At 61.5% G+C, this 18,614-nt stretch carries 21 protein-coding genes; 7 read left to right on the forward strand and 14 right to left on the reverse strand.

Translation table 11 applies throughout. The features are described 5' to 3' along the window. Window positions 1–11 precede the first annotated feature (11 nt). Both VJR29_08355 and VJR29_08360 read left to right on the forward strand, forming a co-directional pair. Window positions 12–785, forward strand: coding sequence for a thioredoxin family protein (locus VJR29_08355; GenBank protein HKY63415.1), 774 nt, complete (start codon window positions 12–14; stop codon window positions 783–785). A 39-nt stretch (window positions 786–824) separates the two neighbouring features. Next, complete coding sequence (locus VJR29_08360) at window positions 825–1,094, forward strand: hypothetical protein (GenBank protein HKY63416.1); 270 nt, start codon at window positions 825–827, stop codon at window positions 1,092–1,094. Here VJR29_08360 and VJR29_08365 read toward each other — a convergent pair. The 10 genes from VJR29_08365 to VJR29_08410 all read right to left on the reverse strand — a co-directional run bounded on the left by VJR29_08365 (window position 1,088) and on the right by VJR29_08410 (window position 10,336). Next, entirely contained in the window at window positions 1,088–1,528 is a 441-nt protein-coding gene (locus VJR29_08365) for a hypothetical protein (protein HKY63417.1), read from the reverse strand. The genes VJR29_08360 and VJR29_08365 overlap by 7 nt on opposite strands. Before the next feature lie 39 nt (window positions 1,529–1,567). Next, on the reverse strand, window positions 1,568–5,686 hold the full coding sequence (locus VJR29_08370) for a thrombospondin type 3 repeat-containing protein (protein ID HKY63418.1): 4,119 nt from the start codon (window positions 5,684–5,686) through the stop codon (window positions 1,568–1,570). Between the two features lie 155 nt (window positions 5,687–5,841). After that, the gene (locus VJR29_08375; protein HKY63419.1) at window positions 5,842–6,003 is read right to left on the reverse strand and encodes a hypothetical protein; all 162 of its coding nucleotides are present in this window, start codon (window positions 6,001–6,003) and stop codon (window positions 5,842–5,844) included. After that, a complete protein-coding gene (locus tag VJR29_08380; protein HKY63420.1) occupies window positions 5,984–6,586 on the reverse strand; it encodes a cytochrome c oxidase subunit 3 in 603 nt (200 codons plus the stop codon). The genes VJR29_08375 and VJR29_08380 overlap by 20 nt, the downstream gene beginning before the upstream one ends. Window position 6,587: 1 nt before the next feature. Next, the gene (locus VJR29_08385; protein ID HKY63421.1) at window positions 6,588–6,866 is read right to left on the reverse strand and encodes a cytochrome C oxidase subunit IV family protein; all 279 of its coding nucleotides are present in this window, start codon (window positions 6,864–6,866) and stop codon (window positions 6,588–6,590) included. Beyond that, the gene (locus VJR29_08390) at window positions 6,863–7,447 is read right to left on the reverse strand and encodes a cytochrome c oxidase subunit 3 (GenBank protein ID HKY63422.1); all 585 of its coding nucleotides are present in this window, start codon (window positions 7,445–7,447) and stop codon (window positions 6,863–6,865) included. The genes VJR29_08385 and VJR29_08390 overlap by 4 nt, the downstream gene beginning before the upstream one ends. After that, window positions 7,437–9,131: a cbb3-type cytochrome c oxidase subunit I gene (locus VJR29_08395; GenBank protein HKY63423.1), complete on the reverse strand. Its 1,695-nt coding sequence runs from the start codon at window positions 9,129–9,131 to the stop codon at window positions 7,437–7,439. The genes VJR29_08390 and VJR29_08395 overlap by 11 nt, the downstream gene beginning before the upstream one ends. Next, the gene (locus tag VJR29_08400) at window positions 9,118–9,795 is read right to left on the reverse strand and encodes a cytochrome C oxidase subunit II (GenBank protein ID HKY63424.1); all 678 of its coding nucleotides are present in this window, start codon (window positions 9,793–9,795) and stop codon (window positions 9,118–9,120) included. Before VJR29_08400 ends, VJR29_08395 begins: the two co-directional genes overlap by 14 nt. A gap of 47 nt (window positions 9,796–9,842) precedes the next feature. After that, window positions 9,843–10,064, reverse strand: coding sequence for a hypothetical protein (locus VJR29_08405; GenBank protein HKY63425.1), 222 nt, complete (start codon window positions 10,062–10,064; stop codon window positions 9,843–9,845). Next, entirely contained in the window at window positions 10,061–10,336 is a 276-nt protein-coding gene (locus tag VJR29_08410) for a hypothetical protein (protein HKY63426.1), read from the reverse strand. The genes VJR29_08405 and VJR29_08410 overlap by 4 nt, the downstream gene beginning before the upstream one ends. A gap of 69 nt (window positions 10,337–10,405) precedes the next feature. Here VJR29_08410 and VJR29_08415 point away from each other — a divergent pair, with 69 nt between their 5' ends. The 4 genes from VJR29_08415 (at window position 10,406) to VJR29_08430 (ending at window position 14,163) form a co-directional block, all read left to right on the forward strand. Then, window positions 10,406–11,311 carry a universal stress protein gene (locus tag VJR29_08415; GenBank protein HKY63427.1) on the forward strand — a complete coding sequence of 302 codons (906 nt, stop codon included), beginning with the start codon at window positions 10,406–10,408 and terminating at the stop codon, window positions 11,309–11,311. 102 nt (window positions 11,312–11,413) lie between these two features. Further along, entirely contained in the window at window positions 11,414–12,667 is a 1,254-nt protein-coding gene (locus VJR29_08420) for a PAS domain-containing sensor histidine kinase (GenBank protein ID HKY63428.1), read from the forward strand. Then, window positions 12,664–13,692 (forward strand): response regulator, encoded by a 1,029-nt coding sequence (locus tag VJR29_08425; GenBank protein HKY63429.1) that lies wholly within the window; start codon window positions 12,664–12,666, stop codon window positions 13,690–13,692. The genes VJR29_08420 and VJR29_08425 overlap by 4 nt, the downstream gene beginning before the upstream one ends. 15 nt (window positions 13,693–13,707) lie before the next feature. Continuing rightward, window positions 13,708–14,163, forward strand: coding sequence for a hypothetical protein (locus VJR29_08430; GenBank protein ID HKY63430.1), 456 nt, complete (start codon window positions 13,708–13,710; stop codon window positions 14,161–14,163). Here the strand turns inward: VJR29_08430 and VJR29_08435 are convergent. From VJR29_08435 to VJR29_08450, 4 genes are all read right to left on the reverse strand, one after another. Beyond that, window positions 14,141–14,950 (reverse strand): alpha/beta hydrolase, encoded by an 810-nt coding sequence (locus VJR29_08435; protein ID HKY63431.1) that lies wholly within the window; start codon window positions 14,948–14,950, stop codon window positions 14,141–14,143. The two genes, VJR29_08430 and VJR29_08435, sit on opposite strands and share 23 nt — an antisense overlap. After that, window positions 14,947–15,663, reverse strand: coding sequence for a hypothetical protein (locus VJR29_08440; GenBank protein ID HKY63432.1), 717 nt, complete (start codon window positions 15,661–15,663; stop codon window positions 14,947–14,949). The genes VJR29_08435 and VJR29_08440 overlap by 4 nt, the downstream gene beginning before the upstream one ends. 97 nt (window positions 15,664–15,760) lie before the next feature. Continuing rightward, complete coding sequence (locus tag VJR29_08445) at window positions 15,761–16,180, reverse strand: hypothetical protein (protein ID HKY63433.1); 420 nt, start codon at window positions 16,178–16,180, stop codon at window positions 15,761–15,763. 180 nt (window positions 16,181–16,360) lie between these two features. Then, entirely contained in the window at window positions 16,361–17,392 is a 1,032-nt protein-coding gene (locus VJR29_08450) for an SH3 domain-containing protein (protein ID HKY63434.1), read from the reverse strand. Window positions 17,393–17,708: 316 nt separating this feature from the next. Here VJR29_08450 and VJR29_08455 point away from each other — a divergent pair. Further along, window positions 17,709–18,614 (forward strand): hypothetical protein (locus tag VJR29_08455; protein ID HKY63435.1); only part of this gene is annotated, 906 nt, incomplete at its 3' end.

An 18,614-nucleotide genomic window follows, 5' to 3' on the forward strand; every position in this document is an offset into this window, starting at 1 on the left:
AGGAGCGGAATATGGAGCGCCATAAAATCGTCTCGCGCCAGGAATGGCTCAAGGCCCGGAAGAAATTGCTCAAAAAAGAGAAGGACCTGACTCACCGGAGGGATGCGATCAGCGCCGAACGGCGGGAATTGCCCTGGGTGAAAGTCGAGAAAAACTACCTCTTCGACGGCCCGGCGGGCCGGGAAACCTTGACCGACCTTTTCGGAGGTCGCAGCCAATTGATCGTTTACCACTTCATGTTCGGTCCCGATTGGGCGGAGGGTTGCCCCAGCTGCTCCTTTCTCTGCGACCACGTCGACGGCACCCTGGCTCATCTGGCGGCCCGGGACGTGAGCTTCGTGGCGGTGTCGCGGGCCCCTTACGCCAAAATTCGGGCTTTCCAGCAGCGGATGGGTTGGAAGTTCAAATGGGTTTCCTCCTTCGGAAGCGACTTCAACTTCGACTTCCAAGTTTCTTTCACCCAAGAGGAATTGGTCAAGGGACGGGTCCAGTATAACTATGAGGCTCAGAGCTTCGGAGCCGAGGAGGCGCCCGGGACCAGTGTTTTTTACCGGGGGGAGGACGGCGGCGTTTTTCACACCTATTCCAGCTATGCCCGTGGCGGCGACCTCCTGCTCGGCACTTACAACTTCCTCGATCTCGTTCCCAAGGGCCGGGACGAGGAGGGGCTGGCCTTCACGATGGCTTGGGTCCGGCACCACGACCGCTACGGCGAGGGCTATCGGGTCGATCCGGCGGCGCCTTACCGGCCGCCGCCGGCCTCGAAAATCGCCTCGGGAAGCTAGTATATTTTTGACGAGACGGTCCTGGACAAAGGAGGACGTATGGGGCGGTTTTTGTCCTGGATACCGGCGCTGGCTTTGATTATTCCCACCGGGCTTTGGGCGCAGCAAGAGGCTCTGCTCCTGACGATTAAAAAAGAAGTCGAAAGACCGCGGCCTCCGATCCGAGCCGTTTCGGAAGGCGAGCCGACCGATCTCGAAAATTTAGCCGAAATTTATCAGCAGGCACCTGGCTTGGAGCTGGAAAATCCCGAAGACGGTTACGAGGCGCCGGCCGCCGAGTCGGCCGAGCCGCAGCCTTTGGATCAATGATAAACGGGCTCGGGCGAGGCTTCGGGCATGATGAAGACGTGGAGAGATCTTTCCGCCGGATCGTTCGAATCGTCGACGCATTGGAGGGCGGTGTAGCAGCCCACCTCCGGCGAATAGCAGGCCGGAGTGTAGTTGAGCTCGGTGGCCGAGGGATCGGTGCAGAGGCCGCCGTTCTGCTCTTGTTGCGCGACGATGGCATTCAGCAAGGGGCGGATCCGAGCTTCCAAATCCGTCAGTTCCCGGCGGACGTTGATGCCGCCGCTTTGCTCGGCCAAGTCCGAAAGCCGGGCGCAGGGCTCGGAGTAGATGTCCTGCCAGCAGGCGTCGTTGGCGGCTTCTTCGAGCTGTTGGGCGGTCGGCGGCGGCGGAGCCGGCGGAAAGACCGAAGGCAAGAAATAACTAAGCGCTTGATATATGGCGGACCCGATACCCATCGCTTTAAATATCGGAACCAATCGGGGAAAGTTGTGGTCTTATCGGCCCGGAATTCGCCCGTGATTTCGTACATTAAGAGAGCAGCCCCCGCTCGGCTCGGGAGGCGGGGCCGCCGGCGGCGATAGCGGGGTCAAGGGGAAGGGATCCTCGTGGTCGGGGATCTGGTCATTGTCGTCGTCGGGATCGCAGGCGTCGCCGGCCCCGTCGCCGTCGGAGTCGGCTTGGTCGGGATTCGGCTGCTCGGCGCAATTGTCCTCCAAGTCGGGGATTCCGTCCTCGTCGAAGTCAAGGTCCATGGGCGGCGGCGGTGGCGGCGGATTCTGGACCCCCAGGGGGCAGAAGTCGGCGGGCGGCGGATTTTCGTTGGCGCAATCGCCCGCCAAATCGGCGCCGACTGGCATCCAGCTCACGTTCCAGGCGTCGCTCTGCGGAAAACAGGAGGGTTCCGGCCGCTGGTCGCTTTCATCGGCCACGAAGCCCGGCGGCAGGGTGAAGGAAAAGCCGAGGCAGCGATTTTTCAGCACTCCGCTCTCGTCGAAGACCGGGCAATCGATGTCGCGAACCGACCAGCTGCAGATGGTGCGTTGCTCGGCGCCCACTTGCTGGATGCATTCCTGGTAGATATCCGGATCGTCCTGCTGGAGCTGGGCGGCGCAATCGCAGGTGTTGGCGGTGGAATTCCACTCGCAGAACGAAGCCGGCTGGCAGGCGTTGGCTTGGGCCGCCGTGAATTGGGTTTGGAATTCGGAGAAGTCGACGGTCACCGACAGGATGCCGCTGCCGGGGTCGTAGGATTTCTTCCAGGACTCGGGCCACTCCAGGCCGTCGAAGCCGAGGTTCAAGGTGTCCAAGGCAACCTTGACCGCGGCGACGTTGCTGTCCTCGAAGTCGCCCAGGTTTTTTCCGACGAAGACTTGGTAGGTCTGCCGAGTGCTGGGTTGGGCGAAAACGAAGAAGACATAATAAGTGCGGCCGCCCTCGAAGATGTTCTTGAGCGCCGCCGGCCCCTGAGCCACCGGTCCGTCGGTGGTGCTGATGTAATAGCGGGCGTTGTTGGTGGTCAGGTTGATGCGTCCGCCGATGGCCGGGCCCATCATCCGGATCTTCATATTCGGGTCGTTGGCCGACTTCTCGGCGCCGGTCATGAGCTGCCGATAGAGCGGAACGCCGTAACAACCCGAGGTGCAGTTGGCGTTCCAGACGTTCTGGTCGCAGCCGACCCCGCAGTCGGGATAGACCACGGTCGTGACGTGCTCGTAGGGGCTGGTCTTGGCCGTGCCGAAGGAGGAGCATTCCAAGGTTTCGACCGGCGCGTCGAAGAAGGGATCCTCGTTGACCGACACGGTTTGCTTGAGGCCGGTCAGCGAGCCGTCATCGTCGTTCAAGATCGTCTGGCGGTCGATCGCGGTGAAATTGTCGAAGGAGGCCGGATTCCAAGTCGCGTAGAAGGCCTTGGTCTTGGCTTCGTCGGTCTTGAACCAGGTCGTCGCGGTTTCGGGCTGGAAGAGCGGCTCGATGACGAAATGGCGGATGTTGACGCCGTCGAAGAAGAGGTTGGTGGAATGGAAGGCCGGCGGATAATAGAAGCCGTTGCTCTGCTTCCAGGCGATGGCCGCGTTCGGCAGGAAGCCTTTGCCCGCGGTCGGGTCGCCGGGCATGCCCAACACCTTGCCGTACATCCATTGGCTGTTGTTGCACTGCTGGTTGGGATTGGGGAAGGGGCAGTCGTCGATCAAGGTCGTCTTGACGTTCAAGTAGGCGTTGGAATCCTGCAGCGAGGGGCCGTCGTAGATGTTGAAGAGCCGCTGGTTCAGGCCGAAATTGCTGAGCGGCATCGCGATGCCTTCGTCGACCGAGAGGCAATAGTTGATGTCGGGGTTGTCGCAGCTCAGGCCCTTGAGGGCGCCGCCGGCGGTTTCCAGCGGGTTGAAGGGGCCGGCGTTGGAAACGAAGGGATTCAAGACTTCCTGAGTGTTCGGATCGACGGCTTCCTGGGCATGGCCGATGAAGACGTTCTTGCGCGCCAGCATCCAGTTGCCCGGAATGACCGAGGAGTGGGTGTAGTCGCCGCCGGTGACGAAGGTCAGGCCGGCGTTCTGCACGTCGGAAATCACGCTGTTCAATAAAAGGAACCAGCGGGGTCGGAGCCAAATGGCCGAGAAATTGGTTTCGGCCCAGTGGAAGGCCGATGTGAAGCGATCGAGGACCGTCACCATGCAGGCCGCCCGGTTGGTGGCGGAGCAGACCGGAACGGTGCTGCAGTCGGTGTTGTCGCCGTCGCAACGGGTGTAGGACGGTAGGGTCTGGGCGAGGACCGGATAGTACTCTTCGGAGCTCTTGTCGGCGTTGGGCGCCGGCGCCAGCGGATTGGGAACCGCATTGAGGCGGAGCGAGCCGTCGACCAGGCCGTGACAAACCGCCGTATCGGGGGTGCTGTTGAAGGAATGCATCGCCGAAGTGCAAAAGTTCCCGGTGAAATTCTTGATCGGCGCCGTTCCGCCGCGGTTCAATCCCATCTGGATTCCGGAGTAGCCTTCCCACTTCATGTGCCGGGAATGGCCGCTGATCGACCCCAGCACCGGCCAATAGCAGGCGCCGCAGGCGGTGGCGCCGGCGGCCATGTTGTACTCGAAGTCGTTCCAGCCGTTCATGATCCAGAAGACCGAGGGATTGACCACGTCGCTTTGATAGGTGAGCAGCGGCGGCTGGACGCCGGCGGTGTTCGGCGCGGCCAGGATGCCGGGGACCTTGCGCGGGTTTTGGATGTTGTCGACCGCGGCCCGGGCCAGCACGCCGAGGTTGGAGAAGAGCTGGTTGTAGGCCTCGGAAGCCTCCTCGATGTAGAAGCCGTGGCCGATGCTCTGGTAGCCGACGTTGCGGGCCAATTCGACGCCGGAGGTGGCGTGGAGCGTGATCCAACGGGTCATCGAGTCATGGACCGAGGAGTCGCGGACGAAGGTGTCGGGCGGCGTCATCCGGCTGTGATGAAAATGAACCGGATAATGGCCGATCCGGCCGCCTTGCCCCATTTGGTAGAATTCGACGCCTTGAATCTGCACTTCCTTGAAGCCCTGACGGGCGAGGGTGTGGCCGCCGAAGTAATAGGCATGCTCTTGGCCCGGTTGCTCGGTCGAGGGGAACATTTGGTCGGCCGGCGGGAAGCAATCGTAGATGCAGGTCGGGTTGGCGGCGTTGAAGTCGTCGCCGGCCGAGACGATGCGGATGCTGCGGGTGAGCAAGCCGACCGCGGCCCGGGTTTCGGCCTCTTGGAAATCGAGCCCCAAACGGTTGGGGATCGAGCCCAGCGGAAACTTTTGGCCGTTGTGGATGTATTTGAGCGCCGATTTCAGCTTGAGGGTCTTCATATCCGGCAGCACTTCGTCGATTTCGACTTCCTCGCTGTGCCCGGGCAAATAGTCGGTGGTGGTGATGACGATGCGGTCGCCGGCCTTCCAGTTGACCGCGCTGTCGAGGACGATTTGGCTGTCGCCGTTCTTGGCGGTTTGGGCCAGGCGAGTCCAGCTCTGGCCCGAGCTGGAGCTGGGCAGATCGCCGAAGGTCGAGCCTTTTTCGCCGAAGAGGCGGAGCGAGCCGCCGTAAGAGACGCCGATCGACTTGTAGCCGAAAAAAGCGTTGGGATTGCCGGTGTCGACGAGCAGCGGGTTGTATTGGTAGAAATAGTCGTAGACCCGGCATTGGGCCGGCGGCGTGTCCGGCGCATCCGGCGGCAGGCAGACTTTGTCGGCGCCGTTGCTGTCCCAAATTTCCTGGGGAATGCCGCAACGGCTGTCGGTGGCGCAGGCGACGCCGCTGGCGCCGGGGCCCAGGTCCGGACCGTAGAGGTGGAAAGTCAGGACGCCGTTGATTCCGACCGGGCTGGCCGGCGATCCGGCGCTCAAGGTGCCGCCGTTCTCGATGAGGATCGACTTGGCCCAAAAATCGACGATGGCGTCGCCGAATTCCAAGGTGCCGCCGCCGATGATATTCACGTTGCCGTAATGGTAGACGCCGGCCGGAACGGTGCAGGTTCCGGACACGACCAAGTCCTCGCCGCCGCCGGCCGGCAAGTCGCCGGAGCTACAGGTTGCGGCCTGGAGTTGGGGGATCGACAAAAAGGTGGCGGCGGCTATTAGGGCGTGAACAAAGAGGTTTCGCATAAGCTCGGGATCCTAGCATTCTAGCCCCCTTCGTCCAAGCCTTGCCAGGGATTAGCTCTCTTTTAGGCGTTTCTCTCCTGAGCAGCCCTGTCATCCCGAGAGGCCCTGTCATCCTTCGCTTCGCTCAGGATGACAAAACCGGCGCCGAGAGAGCCTTATGGCCGCTTGTTGCGGCTCCGAATCCAATAGATGGCCGCGCCGGCGATGCCGAGGGGCAGCAGCATCAGCAGGGCCGTGGTCCAATAGTAGGCTTCCAGCGAGCGCGCACCGGCCGAGAAGCAAACCGAGCAAGCCAATTTAGAAATATACCAGTCCATAAAGCAGCGGCCAAAGAGCCACGACGAAAGTCCAATACATCAGCGCCGGCGTCAGCCGATCCCGCGGGCCCATCGCATCCTTGGTCCCCAAGCGCCGGGCCACCAAGAAGAGGTAGACCAGACCGGCGGCGACATGGAGGGCATGGCAGCCGATCAAAAGATAGAAGGTCCCGCCATAGACGCCGGACCCGGCTCGAAGGCCGAAACCGAGGAGCCGCGCCCATTCATAGCCTTGGATGAGGAGGAAGCTCGAGCCCAGCGCCAGACATGCCGCCATGGCCCGCTTCATCGAACGCCATTGTCCGCCGACGGCAAATCGCCGCGCCGCGAAGAGGCAGCCACCGCTCAGCAAGAGCAAAAAGGTGCTGACAGCGGTGGTTTCCCAGGGAAGCCGCGGCTGGCTTGGAGGTGGCCAGACGTCGAAACCGCTGCGCAGCACCCAATAAGCGCTGAGCAAGCCCGAGAAGAACATGATCTCGGCCAGCAGAAAGAGAGCCATGCCCAAGGTCCCGTTGGCGGCGAGGGGCTTCTCGCCGCCGGAGCGAAGATTCCAGCTCGGATAGCAGATGACGTGCGGACCCATGCTAGGACCCCAACCTTCCCGCCAAGGCGACGATGTCGGGGATCAGGCCGACGAAAAGGATCGCCAAGGCCAGGACGGCCGAGGCCAGCATCCACTTCACCCAAACTCGTTCCTCGCCGAGCCCCATGTAATAGCTGATCACCAGGAAGGCCTTGGCGGCGGCCAGGGCGAAGATGGCGGCTACCGCCCATCCGGCGTGGCCCAGCCAGCTCAGCAAGGCGCTGCCTCCGACCATCGCGATCAAGCCCCAGTAGATTTGGGTGTATTTGGCGTCGCTCATCCGGCCCTCCCCGCCAAGTAAAGCATCGGAAATAGGAAGATCCAGACCACGTCGACGAAATGCCAATAGAGGCCGACATGGTCGACTCGCTGAAAATTCTCGCCGCGCCGGACGCCACGGCGCACCGCCAGGATCGCGATCAAGCCGGCCACGATGTGCAAGGCGTGAAGGCCGGTCAGGAAATAATAGAAGGACCAGAAGAGATTCTTGGTGGGAGTGAAGCCGGCGAGGAGCTCGCTCCGGTATTCATAAGCCTTGAGGCCCAAGAAAGCCGCCCCCAGCAGGACGGTGGCGCCGAGCAAGCGGGAGCAGCGGGCTCGCCGCTCGGGCGTGGCCGCTTGGTGAGCCAGGACCATCGTCAGGCTGCTGGTCAGGAGAATCACCGTGTTCGCCAGGCCGATCAGCTCATTGGTGTGGGCGGATTCGGCCGCCCATTCGGGATAGCGCAGCCGGTACAGCAGGTAGATGACCACGGCTCCGCCAAAGATGACGATCTCCGAAGCCAGGACCCACCACATTCCGAGGCGGCCGGTGACCACGCCGGCAGTTTCGTAAGGTCCGACGCTCGCGCTAGCTTGCATGATCATTCCTCTCTCCCGGCGCCAGCCATTGCGGTCGGTAGTCCTCGGAGCTCGCCGGCGCGCTGTACTCGTAGGGCCAGCGGTAGACCATCGGCGGAGCCAGGAAATTGCCGTGGCCCGGCGGGGAAGCGGCGGCCCATTCCAGGCTGCTCGACCGCCAGGGATTGGCCGTGGCCTTCGGGCCTTTCTTCATGCTCCAGAAAAAATTGAAGATGAAGGGGATTTGCCCGAGCAAGAGGGCAATGGTGGCCGCCGTCGCGAGCACGTGGAGGTGTTGGTAGGGGACCAAGTTTTCGAAGAGGCTCGGATCGTAGATCCGCCGCTGGTGCCCGGCCAGGCCATAGGCGAAGAGCGGGATGAAGATGACGTTGAAGGCCGCGAAAGTGACGAGGAAATGGAGCTTTCCCAGCTTCTCGTTCAGCTTGCGGCCGAACATCTTGGGAAACCAGAAATAGATCCCGGCGAACATCCCGAAGAAGGTCACCGGAAACATGGTGTAGTGGAAGTGGGCCACCACGAAGTAGGTGTCGTGGAGGTAGATGTCGGTGGCGGTGCTGCCGAGGTGGATGCCGGTGACGCCGCCGATGAGGAACTCGGCCAGCATGCCGACCGCGAAGAGCATGGCGGTCGAGAACTCGATCGAGGCCCGCCACAGCGTCGCCAGAAAGGAGAAAATGATGATGGCGAAAGGCACCGAGATCAGGATGGTGGTGATCGAGAAGCCGACCGCCAAGCGCGGGTTCAGCCCGCTGATGAATTGGTGGTGGGCCCAAACGATGAAGCTCAGCGCCCCGGCCGCGATCACCGAATAGATGATCATCCGGTATCCGAAGATCGGCTTGCGGGCGAAGGTCGGAATCACCTCGGCCAAGATCCCCAAAGAGGGCAGGAGCAGGACGTAGACCTCGGGATGCCCGAAGAACCAGAAAAGATGCTGCCAAAGGAGGGGGTCGCCGCCCAATTGGGGAATGAAGAATCCGGTGCCCAGGGTCCGATCGGCCAAGAGCATCAGCGCGCCGGCGATCAGAGGGCCGACCGAGAACATGAAGATCAGGTTGGCGGCGACCTGCATCCACACGAAGAGCGGCATCCGGAAGAAGGTCATGCCCTTGGAGCGCATGTTGAGGGTGGTGGCCAGGATGTTGATCCCGCCCATCAGGGCCGCCGCGAATTCGAGGGCCACCGCCAGGATCCAAAGGCTGCCGCCCCAATCCACGCCGGTATAGTCCATCCGGGCGTTGAGCGGAGGATAAGAGGTCCAGCCGCCGCCCATCGCTCCGCCCGGCACGAAGAAGGAAGCGATCAAAACGACGGTGCTGGCGAAGAAGACCCAAAACGAAAGCATGTTGAGCCGGGGGAAGCACATGTCCTCGGCGCCGAGCTGCAGCGGCACCAGGTAGTTTCCGAAGCCCGAGACCAGGATCGGCTGGGCCACCCAGAAGAGCATGATGGTGCCGTGCATGGTCACCGCGGCGTTGTAGAGGTCCGGCCCCATCATCCCGTAGAGCGGGATTTCCTGGTTGGGGTAGGCCAGCTGCATCCGGAAGGCATAGGCCAGGAAGCCGCCGAGCAGGGCCATGAATAGTCCGGTGATGATGTATTGGAGGCCGATCACCTTGTGGTCGGTGGAGAACAGGTAGCGCCGCCAAAAGCCGATCTTGTGATGGGCGTCAACGTAGAACATGGAGCTCCTCGCCTTTCAGCCATTTTTGGTAATCCTCGGCGCTCAGCACGTGCAGCCAACCGCCCATATTGCCGTGGCCGACTCCGCAAAGCTCGGCGCAGGAGATCTTGTATTGGCCGGGCTTGATCGCCTTGAACCAGCCCCGGATCTCCCGGCCCGGGACCACGTCCTGCTTGAAGCGGAGGTTGGGGATGAAAAGGCTGTGGATGACGTCATCGGCCCGAAGCCGCAGATGGATCACTTTGTCGACCGGGACGTAGAGCTGGTTCATGTTTTGGACATCGTCCGCGGTCCCCAGTTTCCCGTCGGAGCCGGGGTGGGTGAATTCCCAGACGAATTGCTTCCCGTTCACCAGAATCTCTTGGTCGGCCGGCGGCAGGTCCTGCTTGATCTGGCGCCACACCGGGACCTGCTCGGCATCCATCACCACGTCGAAGCCCAAGACCAGCACCGCCGGCACCAGGACCCAGGACATGGCCTTCCAACTGTGGCCCGGCAGATAGGCGGCCTTCCGCCCGCGGGTCCGGCGAAAAGCCAATAGGCAAAAGAAAAGGAGGAGCTCGGCGGCCAGGAACCAGGCGCCGACGATGTAATAAATGTGGGCGAATACTTGGTCCCAGCGGAAACCATAGCTCGCCACGTTTTCAGGCAGCCATTGAAGCATAACGGCGCCAAGCTAAGGGAGCCGTGGTTCGAAAACATTGATCTAGGTCAGGTTTTCGATTTTTTTTCGGCGAGCCGCCATTCCTCGGCCAGGCGGATCAATTGGCGGGCCACTCGAACGTGATCCAATTCCTTGCGGGCCAGCTCGAGCAAGAGGCGCTTGGCCTCGGGATCGCCGCAGTCCCGGGCCAAGCGGCGGTAGGTCCAGGCGGCCTTTTTTTCGATCGCCAAGACCAATTGGAATTCTTCCGCGATTTCGCCCTGTTTCATTTCCGCTCCCGCGAAAGCCGCTGGATGATCCGCTCGGCGAGCGCCCGATGCTCGCTTTCATCGGCGGCCAATTTCCGCAGCAAGGGAAGCGCCCGTTTCCGAAAGGCCGGGGAGCCGGCCGTCCGGCACTTTCGGATGATCTCTTCCAGGTTGAGCCGTGCCGCCATTTCCAATTTTTCCATGTCTTCCATGGTCGAAAGGATCGTTTCGGGCGCGACCGGCATGTCTCTAGAGTGGGCTTTTCCTCCGGGAGCTTCCATGACGTCGGTCAATTCGGAGCCTGAGTTGAATCATGGCAAATTCGTCTTCCAGGGCTAGGATGAGGGGCAAAGGAGGAAGCCATGTTCCAGAAAATCTTGTGTTGCGTCGATTTTTCCGAGCCAAGCCTCGGGGCCTTGGTTGGCGCCCTGCGGATCGCCCATCAAGACGGCTCCCTGTTGACCTTGGCCAATGTCTTGGACCCGAGCCGGCTCTCGCCCCCCGAGGCCGCCGAGGAATCGGAATACCGCATGCGCCGCCTCAAGGAGCTGGTCGACGATAAAATTAGGGAATATTTCCCGGCCACCGGCAAGGAATTCCGGCGTCAAGTCGAGGTCGTGTCGTTGAGCGGGGCGCCCGCCGCCGAGCTGCTTCGCTTCATCCGCACCGACAAGCCCGATTTGGTGGTCATGGCCACCCACGGGCGCAGCGGCTTGTCTCATGTCCTGCTCGGCAGCGTCGCCGAGCGGGTGCTGCGGCATTCGACCGCTCCGGTCTTGCTGGTCCGCCGCCCTTCGGCTTGGCCGCCGCAGAAGGTCCTGATCCCGGTCGATTTTTCCGACGCCAAGGAGGATAGCGCGATACTCGCCGCCCATTTGGGAGCCAAGAGCCTGGAGCTCCTCCACGTGCTCGGGCTGCCCGATCTCCTGACGCTGCCCGACGGCCGGCCGGCGAGCTTGATCCGGGACGAGCAGGCGCTCCGCGAGGAGGCGATCGGGCAGCTGCAAAAACTTCGTTCCCAACACGCCTCCTTGAAAGAGGCTTCGGTTCACGTTTCCATCGGGCCGGCCGGCGAAGAGATCTGCCGGCGGGCCGGCGAAGGCGGCTTCGATTTGGTCCTCATGCCGACCGAGGGCCGGAGCGGGATCAGCCGTTTCTTGATCGGCAGCGTCGCCGAGCGGGTGGCGCGGTCGGCGCCGTGCAACGTGCTGACCTTCACCACCGCCAAGGCCTTGCCGGTTCGCCGCGAAGCTTTGAGCCAGCTTTGAGCTCCACGATCGGCGCTGCCCCACGATTGGGGTTGCCAGATCCCGGCTCCTTTCCCTAAGATCCGGGGCTTCGGAGCCGGCTTGCCGGCCGGAGTGATCGAAATGACGAAAAGCGCCGAGCACAAGGAGGCGGTCGAATCGATGTTCAAGGCGGCGAGCCTCGGGATCATCATTTCGAACGCCGAAGGGATCATCGAGCAGGTCAACCCCTACACCAATCGGCTCTTCGGCTACGAGGAGGGCGAATTGGTGGGACAGAAGATCGAGATCCTGATTCCACCGAGCCTACGGGCCCGCCATGTCGATCACCGCTCGAGTTTCAATCAAAGCCCCCGCACACGGGCGATGGGCACCGGCTTGGACCTTTTTGCTCTGACCAAGTCCGGCCAGTTGCTGCCGGTGGAGATCAGCCTCACCTATTACGAACGCAACGGCAAAAGGGAAATCGTGAGCTTCGTGAGCGACATCACCGAGCGCAAGCGCATCGAAGAGGAGCTCAAAGCCCTCAATAGCGAGCTGGAGAAAAAGGTCGAGGAGCGGACCAAGGAACTATCCCAAGCTTTTATGGAGCTCCAGCAGAGCAATCAAGACCTGCAGGATGAAATGGAGCAACGGAAGCGGGCCGAGAATGAGGTGCGCCTGGCCTTGGAGAAGGAAAAGGAGCTGAACGAGCTGAAATCGCGCTTCGTGACCACCGCCTCCCACGAGTTCCGCACCCCGCTCAGCGCCATCCTCACCTCGGCCTCGCTGATCGACCGCTATGCGGCGCCGGCCGACGCGGCCAAGCGCGCCAAGCACGTTCAAACCATCAAGACCTCGGTCCAAGCGCTGACGAGCATCCTCAATGATTTCCTGTCGCTGGATAAGCTGGAAAAGGGCAAGGCCGAGAGCTCGCCCGAGCGTTTCTCCCTGCTCGAGTTTCTTGACGAGGTTTTGGACGAAGCCCGGCCCTTGGCCAAGGCCGAGCAGCGCCTTCGTCACGTCCATGAAGGTGACGCGGGCGAAGTCTGGCTCGATCCCAAGCTGCTTCGAAGTGTCTTGCTCAACCTTTTGTCCAATGCGATCAAGTATTCGAAGGAGGGGACCGAGATTCTGCTGGGCAGCCGGCTGGAGGGCGGCGTGGTCGAGTTGACGGTCGTGGACCAGGGCATCGGCATCCCCGAGGCCGATCAGGGCCGTCTTTTCGAGATGTTTCACCGAGCCCGCAACGCCGCCTCCATCCAAGGAACCGGCCTGGGCTTGAACATCGTCAGGCGCTGCGTGGACCTGATGGGCGGAACGCTGTCGTTCCGCAGCGAAGAAGGGCGGGGCAGCCGATTCGAGGTGCGTCTCGCGACGGAGGGAGGAAAGCGATGAAGAAGATTCTGCTGATCGAGGACGATCCGGCGGTTCGGGAAAACACCGCCGAGATCCTGGAGTTGGCTCACTACGAGGTCCTCACCGCCGAGAACGGCAAGAAGGGGCTGCAGCGGCTCGCCGAATTCTCGCCCGACCTCATCGTCTGCGACATCATGATGCCGGAGCTCGACGGCTACGGCGTCCTCCACATCCTCTCCAAGGAGCCGGCGACCGCGGCCATACCCTTCATTTTCCTTACCGCCAAGGCCGAAAAGAGCGAGTTCCGCAAGGGCATGGAGCTTGGCGCCGACGATTACGTCACCAAGCCCTTCGAGGAGACCGAGCTGCTCAACGCCATCGAGGCCCGATTCAAGAAGTCGGAGCTGCTCAAGGCCCAATTCACGCCAGATTTAGCTGGACTGAATCGTTTCCTGGACGCGGCCCAAGAAATGACCCAGCTCGAGGGGCTTTTTCGGCAACGGCCGACCGTCAAGCTCAAGAAGAAGGACATCCTTTTTCAGGAGGGCGACACGCCGAATGCGGTGTATTTCGTCAGTCGCGGCAAGATCAAGGCTTTCCGAATCCACGATGACGGGAAGGAATTTGTCACCGGGGTCTACGGCAGCGGCGATTTTCTCGGCTACGTCCCGCTGCTCCAAGCTTCCGACCAGATCGAATCGGCGGCGGCGATGGAGGAAAGCGAGGTTTGTAAGATTCCCAAGGACGACTTCCTGGCCCTGGTCTACAAGAATCGCGACGTGGCCGCCCGGTTCCTCCGCTTGCTGGCCAAGGGGGCGATCGAGCAGGAGCGCCAACTGTTGAGCCTGGCCTACGATACGGTGAAACGGCGAGTCGCCCAAGCCTTGATTCGATTGGGGGCCCGCCGGATCTCCATCCAGCGCGACGATCTGGCCGGCATGGCGGGCACCGCCACCGAAACCGTGATTCGATGCTTGAGCGACCTTCGGGCGGAGGGCCTCATCCAAATCGAGGGCCGGGACATCCTGATTCTGGACCAGGCCGGCTTGGAAGAAGCCGGCTAAAGAATGACATAAATCATGGCGGGATTTCCGGCCGGCCGCTACCCTGGCCGAGTGAAGACGATCCTCATGCCCATCGACCTCGCCATTTCCCCCGGCAGCACCTTGAGACGGGCCCGGGAGATGCTCCGGCCGGAAGAGCGATGGAAGGTCTTGCTGCTCGGCACTTTCCACGGTCCCTTCCTTCCGCTCAGCCGGTCGGTGGCCATCCATGACGAGTTGAAGCGAAAAACCCTGGAGAGACTGGCCTCCCAACGGGATGAGATTCAAGGCCGGGAGGAGTTTCAGGACTTCGATTTCGAGCTATTGACCTACATGGGTTCGCTCGACAACGGGCTGCATTATTTGTCTCAAGAGCAAAAGGTGGATTGTCTCCTGCTCGATGCCGAGCTCGGTTCCCATAAAGAGGAGCTGGGCCGGGTCTTGAGCAAGATCGATTGTCCGGTCCTGATCATCCCGAGCGTAGATCGATGACTTTAAATTTTTCGATCCAGGGGAGCAGGTAGTCGAGCAAATTGAAGTCGTGATTGATCAGGCAAATGTGGCCGTAGCCCTTCAGCGTCAACGCCGTGGCGCGGGGCATTCGGGCGGCCATGAATTCGGCCTCCCGCACCGAAGGCACCAAGCGATCGAGCTCGCCCGCCAACAAGAGAGTCGGAACCTCGATTTCCCCGAGCCGGCCCTGGATATCGTAGCTTTGGAGGATCTCCAGTCGCCGGACATAGCCGGCCTTGCCGACCCAGCGCATCCTTTGGTGAAATTCGGCTAGATCCTCGGGAAGAGCGTGGGGCGAGTGCAGCCGGGCTTCGGTGAAGCGGCGGACCAGCCCCATCGCTCCCCAAGGCAGCGCCTTGACCAGGAGGGGAGCCGCCTTGAGCCGCCACCGGTCGCGGATCTTCGGGAAGGAGTTGACGATCACTAGGCCATCCAACAGCTGGGGATGGGCCAGCGCGAAGCTCAAGCTGAGGGCGCCGCCGAAGGATTCGCCGCAGAGTATCACCCGCTTGCTGTTCCGATGAGCGATGACTTTTTGGACGACCGATCTCAAGTTCTCGACCAAGGAGTCCATGGTCGAAGCGGTGTCATTGGGAAGCGGAAAGGTCAGGACATGAAAGCGCTGGGCCAACAAGGGCGCTTGCCGGTAGAAGAGCAAGGCCGTTCCGTCCAGTCCGGGGACGAAGACCAAGGTCGGACCCTCCCCGATTTCTTGATAGGGAAGCGGGGTGCCGTTGACTTCAGGAAGGTAGGGCGCTGGTTTCACGGCTCGACGGCTCCCGGATGGCGGGTCACCGGATGGACCGGGATCCCGGCATAGGTTGTTTCCGCCTCCAGTTTGGAAAATTTGGGGACGAAGCTCAAGGCGCCGATTTGGCAGCCGTCGCCGGCTTCAACGCCGATTCCCACGATGCTCGAGGCGCCGACCGTGACGCCGCGCCCCAAGCGCACCCTGGCGGTCTTGACCCAGCCGCCTTCCACGGTGTGACCCGAGAGGTGAACCTCGCTGCCGATGACGACGTCGTCGCCGAATTCCAAGAGGTTATGGTCCGTCACCCAGAGGCTGTTGACCCAAACCCGCCGGCCCATTCGCGCGCCGTTGAGCCGCATGTAGAGCGTCCACATCGGCGTCGCCCGGAACACCGGGCCGGCGAAGACGCGGACCATCTGAATGGAGATCAAATACCGCCCCCAAGCCAGCAAGGGCCAGTCCGGCCGGGCGATCGGCATTTGAGAGTCGGGCGGCGTTCGCCATCCGGTGATCCGGGTTGCCAGCGCGGAAAGGGCCATCAGGGAAACGGCGAAGAGCAGGTAAGCGGGGATGAAGGCCATGCTGAGCAGGACGGTATGGGTCCAAGCCGGACCCGGCAAATTCCAGCGGAGATGCCATTCCCAGAACAAGACCGCCGGCAAGACCGAAAAGCCGAAGACGACGCTTTCGACGACGAAGCAGGAAAAGATCGCCCACAGCACTTTCAAAACAGCCCGAGCTCTCCAGGCTTGGTGGGAAACACCGGCCATGCCTCGAATTGCGCTCCCTTTCCGGAAAAATTACCATGATTCAGGTCATGGAGCCCTAGGAGCGAATTTTCAGCTCCGAAGTCCGGCTGCTGACCACCAAGAGGTCGGAGCGCTGGGACTCGATTCCGTTCATCCGCACCCGGACCTCATAGAGGCCGCGCGGCAGAATCTGGCTCTCACCGGCCGGGAACTCCGCCATCAGTTTCCCCTGCTTCTTCTCGAAAACCTGAACCAAGGCGTTGCGCGGCCCTTTGACCTTGAGCTTGCCGAAGCCGATGATCGCGTCGGTCCGTTCGGCCCGACGGACCGTGACTTTGCCGTCATAGGTTTCATCGACCATCACGACTCGCAAACGATAGGTCCCCACCGGGACGACCGCCAGCTTTCCGGACTTGATGGGTTCAACCTTGCGGGTCTTGAGGTGGGTGAGGGTGATCTGGTCCTTGGCCGGATCGGGCGTTTGGACTTGGATCATTCCGGCATTTTTAAATTTAGCCCCAGCCTGGGGATCGAGAGCATAGGGGGTTGAAGGAATCAGTAGTAAGCCGAGCAAGATTATAATGGGCATTATCTTTTTCATAAGCCCTCCTTCTTCAGCTTTTAAGGATAGCGCTTCCCCGCCCCGGATTTAACCCGCCAAGGCTTGCTTTTGGTTTTAACGCGATTTCTTTAGAGTTTCCTCGCGCAATCGCAAGCTGACCACCGGCTGATCCTGCCGGACGTACTGCAAATCCAAGTAGGTCTCGTAGATCCGGGTGGATTCGCTTCGATAGGCCGAAGGATCGGTTCGGTTGAGGCCCGCGACGAGCTCGTTGAGCTCTTGCTCCAATGCCGAACCGGAGGCGGCGAGGTTGCCGCGCTCGACGGGATTGGCCAAGACTCGAAGCGCCAGACCGAAGGCTTGGACGTTGAGGGCCTTGAGGCGCTGGAGAAGCTCGGCCTTGGAGTCCGGCTTGGCCGCTGAAACCGATGCTGCCGGGGGCTCGGGCTTAGCTTGCGGCTTCGGCTCGATTTTCGGCGCCGCGGCCGGAACGATCGTCTTGCTCGGCTCCGGCATCGGCGCTCCGGGGCTCAGCGGATAGAGATCGTTTTCTTGAATCCAGCCCTTGGACTTTTGCTCGGCCTGGACCTGGGCCCAGCCCGGTTGACGTCCCGTCACGACCAGCACGGTTCCTCGTTTGGCGGAGCCTCGTTCGGGCGAGGCGAGGTCCGGCGTCTGGTGATAGGAGGACTTGGGGTTTCCGACGACTCGAACTTCGGTCCAGGCTCCCGCCTTGCTCTTGTCGAGCAGGGCGCCTTCGGGCTTGCCGAGCTTGGGATTGAGGGCGGTGCAGTCGCGGCTCAATTTTTCGAGCTTCAATTGCACGCTGGGCCGGCCTTTCTCGGCCGAGAAAATCGTCAGCTCGCCCGACGTCGCTTCGGATTTATCGTTGCCGGGTTCCCAGGCTTGGATCGCGTATTGGTCGCCCTGACCTTGACCCGTGAAATAGAAAACGCACTCGCTGTGCGGCAAATTGGGCGGCTCATCGATCTCTTTGTAATAGCCGGTGACCCGGCCTTGCGAAGGGTCCACGCCGAGCGTCAGCTTTTGATAAGTGCCGGAAAGCGGGGAGGGGGGCTGGGCCGGGAGCCAAGCGCTCGAAAGAAAGCCGACGGCCAAGGCCGCCGCGAGAAGCGATTTTTTCATGCGGTCAACTTAAGGTCCCTTCGGCGGCGCCTCAACTCTAAAATCCGGTATCCCTTTTCCCCCCTTTGAAAAAGGGGGGATCAAGGGGGGATTTGAAGCGGTCGCATGAGCAGCAGCGCCGCGTTCAGCCACCTGCCACGTCTTTAAATCCCCCCTGGCCCCCCTTTTTCAAAGGGGGGAATGCAAGGCCGCTTCATAAAATTTCAAATCGGGCTTTCTGTCGCCAAAGCCCGAAATAAAATCATAGTAATTTCAGGCAGTTGAATATTCCAAGCCCTGGCACCGGCCTTGCTTTTTCTCCCGGCAGGAGGATTTTATGAAAAAGAATTCATTACTCGTTTTGATCGCTTGTTTAGCGGTGCTTGCCGGTGGATCCAAGGCCGGGGCGGCCGACTTAGCGGCCGCCGACGTTCCCCTTTCCGTCAATTCCATCACCGCCATGATGGCTTCGCCGACTTCGTCCTGGACGATGGCCTACCAAGATCGGGAGCAGTCCTACGAACCCGGCGAATTCGACCAATATCATTCCAGCCTGACTTCGCCGAAGCTCATCCAGGTTTGGGAAGAAAAGACGGCGACTTCCGAAGGCGCGATTCGCTGGAAATACCGGGCGAACCGCGATGGCGGCGTTCTGTGGATCCTGCCGGTGTCGGGCTTGGCCACGGTCAAGATTTACCCGGTCGGCCCCGACGGCAAAATTCCCATGATCGAGTATGAGGAGGACGGCGAAACCAAGACCAAGCAAATCGATCCCTTGAAAACCATCAAGGTCGACGAGCGGGGCATCCAGCTCGTGACCGATGCCAGCGCTTTCAAGATGGACCACCCGGTCTTCGGTCCCCAAGGAAACCTCGAGACTTCCGAGCTCCTTTACACTCATACCTCGAACTTGACGCTTCGCTTCACCGCTTCGCTCGGCGGCGGCTTCGACATCGCGGATCTTCCTTCGGGCCCCAAGCTGGGGTTCAAAAATCCGGAGCCGGTGGCTTGTGTTCACGGTTGTCCCGATCCCGAGGGTGAGGGTCCCGCCGGCGGCGAGAATCCCGGAGCAGGCGATCCGGCCAACGGCTCCGACGCCTCGATCGAGGGTTCTCAAGGCGGCTCCTCGGCCCTGCCGACCGCCGGTGGCTGCTCTTTGCTCCAGCCTTCGGCCGGATCCGGCAGCTTGGCGGGATTCGTCGCGGGCTTGGTCTTGCTCGCGGGGCTCGGCCTGCGGCGGCGA

This window comes from bacterium (genome assembly GCA_035281585.1).
Lineage (GTDB): Bacteria > UBA10199 > UBA10199 > DSSB01 > DSSB01 > DATEDP01.